General features: G+C 36.1%; 3 protein-coding genes. All 3 read left to right on the top strand.

Features of this window, described 5'->3' with window-relative positions; genetic code table 11:
- The coding region (locus ACKI67_RS05500) for an AMP-binding enzyme (protein ID WP_407462424.1) at nt 1-1,303 on the top strand (1,303 nt) is incomplete at its 5' end.
- A 106-nt stretch (nt 1,304-1,409) separates the two neighbouring features.
- Nucleotides 1,410-2,624 (top strand): TIGR02710 family CRISPR-associated CARF protein, encoded by a 1,215-nt coding sequence (locus ACKI67_RS05495; RefSeq protein ID WP_407462423.1) that lies wholly within the window; start codon nt 1,410-1,412, stop codon nt 2,622-2,624.
- An 85-nt stretch (nt 2,625-2,709) separates the two neighbouring features.
- On the top strand, nt 2,710-4,388 hold a 1,679-nt coding region (locus ACKI67_RS05490; RefSeq protein WP_407462422.1), incomplete at its 3' end, for an alkaline phosphatase family protein.

Below are 4,388 nucleotides of genomic sequence, written 5' to 3'. Positions count from 1 at the left end.
GTATCGTACCGGTGATATGGTGCGTGTATTGTCTGACGGTTCTTTAGGTGTAGTAGGACGTCGTGACAGTCAGGTCAAAATCAGAGGAAACCGTGTGGAACTTTCAGAAATCGAAGCGGTCATACGTGAAATAGACTATGTCGATGACGTGACTGTCCAAACCATTAAACGCGGTACAAACAATGAAGTTGTTGCTTATGTTGTTGCAACCGGTGAATTTGACGATGAGGAACTAAAAGAGAATATATCTAATTATGTTGATGAACGCAAGCCTGAATATATGATTCCATCATTTGTTATCAGATTGGATGAAATTCCATTGAATGTAAACGGTAAAGTGGACAAACGCGCATTGCCTGAAGTCGATGTTGAAGAATTGAAAGTTGAGTATGTTGCACCAACCACTGAAACTGAAAAACTAATAGTAAATGCATTTGAAGAAGTCTTCAATCAGGAAAACATTGGTATCTATGATGACTTCGTTCGTATGGGTGGTGATTCATTAACTGCAATTAAAATGACCTCAATCTTGTCTAAATCTGGCATTAGTGTTAACGCCCATGTCATTTTTGATAATAAAACTCCTTATCAAATTGCAAAATTCATTGATGATGACCAAGGGGAATACGGATTCTATCTGGCTAAAGAGGGTATCCAAAATCAAAACATGTTTATACTGCCTCCACTGGGCGGATTGTCTATGGTATTTTCACCATTGCTCGACAATCTTGAATTTGAAGGAAATGTCTACCTTATTGATGACTTCAAATATGATTTAACAGTTGATGAAATCAAAAACACTGACCATAATATGACATTTGAAAAGTACTGGAATGCAATCAAAGACATCTTCCAGGATGGAGACATTATAGCCGGATATTCATTAGGTTGTCTTTTCGCAATACTGATTGCCGAAAAGTTAGAAAAAGACAGGAAAATAGAAAAATGTGTCTTAATAGATGGTGCATTAGACTTCTACAGTGATGACATTCCAGATAATGTAGATGCATCAGATATCTTTAAGGAACTAACAGATTTAGGCTTTGATATTGATGAGTTAGGCGGAGAAGATAATGATGAGTTATCTGAGAAAATGGTTGAAATGTTCTATGTAAACTCTGTGTGGGATTTCCAACCTGTAAAAATCAATGATACTCCTGTAATTTATCTGGCTACTGAACATGGCGATGAGGGTAAATTAGAAAATATTGCAAGGAATGGTGAATTCATCTTCATTGATGATACTGATCATACAGCAATTATTACAGATGATGTTGAAAAGATTGTAAAATATCTTAAATGAGCTCCTCAACTAATTTTAGTTGAGGCATTCATTTTTTTCCTGTTGAATGATAATCTTCAATTAATGGATTTTACGGAATTTAAAATAATTTGAAATAGGTGTAAAAATGTCAAGGAAAGATACTGCACTTTTAGTGACTGTTGAAGAAGGTATAGGACAATCAGAAACAGAGGATTTGGCGCATGGAATTTTATTTTCCATTGACACGACCAATCCTGATAAGGTAATATTTTTCGGCCCTGAAGATTCCAAGGAAACTGTAGAATCTGTTGAAAAACAGTATTTGGATGAATTTGGAGAAGAATTTGACTACTATGAATGTGTCTATTTAGAACAGACTGATGACTTCAAGGTCTATTTTGACGCATTTAAAGAAAAGATTCGTGAATTGTCTGATTATAAAATTGTCATTGACTATACTTTGGGTACAAAAACAATGACAATGTCTGCGGCTTTTGCTTCCATGCGATTCCATAAAAAGGTGTATTTTGTAGGTGGAGAATCTGAAGATGGTGTTGTTATTAGAGGCACTGAAAGGATTATCTCACAAAATCTCTACCCCGTATATGATGATGTATTGATAGAACTGCTTAAAGGATTATTCAATACTTATCGTTTTGATGCAGGAAAAGCATTGCTTGGCGGTATAACTAAAGCAAATAAAGAAGCTTATCTTAAATTGTTCAATGCATATTATTATTTTGATAATGTGGATTATAAAAAGGCCAATGAGTATTTCGACAGGAAAAAATTTGTAAAGGAGTGGCAGGGATTAAAAAAACAGCTTGGATTAAATGCTAAGGCACTTCATTTTCTTAGTGATGGTGGAGAAGATACCAAGCCTTATTATGTTTTAGCCAGTTTAATAAGTAATGCGAAAAGAAGGGCAGAAGAGACAAAATATGATGATGCTATTGCAAGACTTTATAGATCTCTGGAGTTAATCGCTCAAATAAGACTTAAAAATGGGTATGGAATCAATACTTCTAATGTTGACATGGACATTTTAAAGCAGCATGGCATAACCCGTGACTTGGAGCCTGATTTCCATGGCATTGTTAGAATCAGTTTAATTCAGGGTTATGAGTTGCTTCATGATTTTGAAGATGAATTAGGTAAATTATATGCTGAAAATAAAGATCTATTTTTAGCTAATATTTCATCAAGGAATAATTCAATTCTGGCTCATGGATTAACTTCGCAAAATGAAAAGGAATATAATAAATTCAGGGATTTGGTATTGAGATTTGCAAAAGTTTTAAATCCCGATATCAATCTATTTATTAGAGAAACCGAGTTTCCGGAGTTCAAGATTGATTAAAATTTTCTATTCTATTTAAATGGTTTGATGATGGTTATGGCTGTTTTCAGTTTTAAGAAAATGATTTTATTTACAAGGGGTTAATATGAGAGACATTGACGAACTTAAACAGACACCGGGGTTGTCATTGAAAAGATATCTGGTACTGTTCATTGCAAATTTAGTGGGATTGTATCTAATCAGCTTTGGATTGGATTTCACTGTTACCAATCTTTATAGGGTTGTGCTCTTTATATTTTTCATCAGTATTTTCAATGCAGTATTATGGCCGCTTATAACAAAGGTCTATATGCCTATTCTGGTTTGGACTTTCGGGATTGGTGCTCTGATTTTAAATGGAGGGCTCTTTGCTTTTTTCGGCCCGTATTTTGGTTTAAACATCAGTGGATTGGGAGTAATTCTTGCACCATTGACCATATCATTGATTACAATCATCCTGTCCACCATATTTGGACTTGAAGATGATGGGGCATATTATCAGGCGGTGATGAGGGAAGCTCAAAGGAAAAGAAAAGATGATATAAAGGATTATCCGGGAGTGATAATCGTGGAAATCGACGGGCTTGCCCATGATGTTTTGTGTTTGGCTGTCGACAGGGGAGTCATGCCTACAGTCAAGTCAATGATGGATGGCAAAACCCACACCCTTAGGAAATGGGAAACCGACCTGTCATCACAGACCGGAGCCAGCCAGGCGGGAATTCTTCATGGAAACAATGAGGATATCACAGCTTTTAGATGGATTGAAAAGGAAAATGACAATCAGATGATGCAGTGTTCAGGAGTTACAAAAGTCAAAATACTTGAAGAAAGAATCACGGATGGAAACGGATTGCTTGTCGATAATGGTGCCAGCAGATCCAACCTGTTTTCAGGCGATACTGACAACGTTATTTTCACATTCAGTAAAATAACTGATTTGAGAAAACTGTATAACGGTGCATGGTTTTCCATTTTTTCAAATCCAAGCGATTTCGCACGTATAGTCGTGCTGGTGATTGAAGACATGATTCATGAAATATATTCTCAGCTGAAACACAGGATATTAAACATCCAACCAAGAATTTCACGGGGAATCGCATATATCCCAACAAGAGCAGGAACCAATGTATTCATGAGGGAAATCAACACTGAAACACTGATTGGAGACATGTTTGTAGGAGACATTGATGTTGCATATTCCACATATCTTGGCTATGATGAGATTGCCCACCATTCAGGCGTAAGGGATGAAGATGTGTGGTTTGCCCTTAAAGGAATGGACAGGCAGATAAAACGTCTGATTGATGCAAACAAATACTCTCCAAGGGAATATCAGTTCGTGATACAGTCAGACCATGGCCAAACCAATGGTGCAACATTCAAACAGAGATACGGTGAGTCCTTTGAGGATTTTGTCAAATCCCTGCTTCCTCTGGGCATGGATATCTATGCAAACATGTCTTCAAATGAAGACCATTTTGCGGAAGTCTACGTTCCGTTTTCAGATAAATTCGGATTCCTCAAAAGAAGAAACAAGGAAGATGAAGAAAAGAAACTTAAAGAATCTGAAGTCATTGTTCTTGCATCCGGAAATCTGGCAATGATTTATCTAACCAAATGGAGCCATAGATTAACATATGAGGAAATCAACAGGATGTTTCCAGATTTGATTCGTGAAATAGTCAACAATGAATATATAGGATTTATTTTAGTTCAATCATCTCAAAAGGGAGATATGGCAATAGGTAAAAATGGAATATATTACTTAGATACTGATGAAAT

This window comes from Methanobrevibacter sp., assembly GCF_045577275.1.
In the GTDB taxonomy this organism is placed as follows: domain Archaea; phylum Methanobacteriota; class Methanobacteria; order Methanobacteriales; family Methanobacteriaceae; genus Methanobrevibacter.
The sequence above is the reverse complement of the archived record's forward strand: the minus strand, read 5'-3'. Positions and strand labels throughout refer to the sequence as shown.

Bases quoted from the DNA above. Each gene is read 5' to 3' on its own strand.
- ACKI67_RS05495 (WP_407462423.1), top strand. From the start codon at position 1,410: ATGTCAAGGAAAGATACTGCACTTTTAGTGACTGTTGAAGAAGGTATA.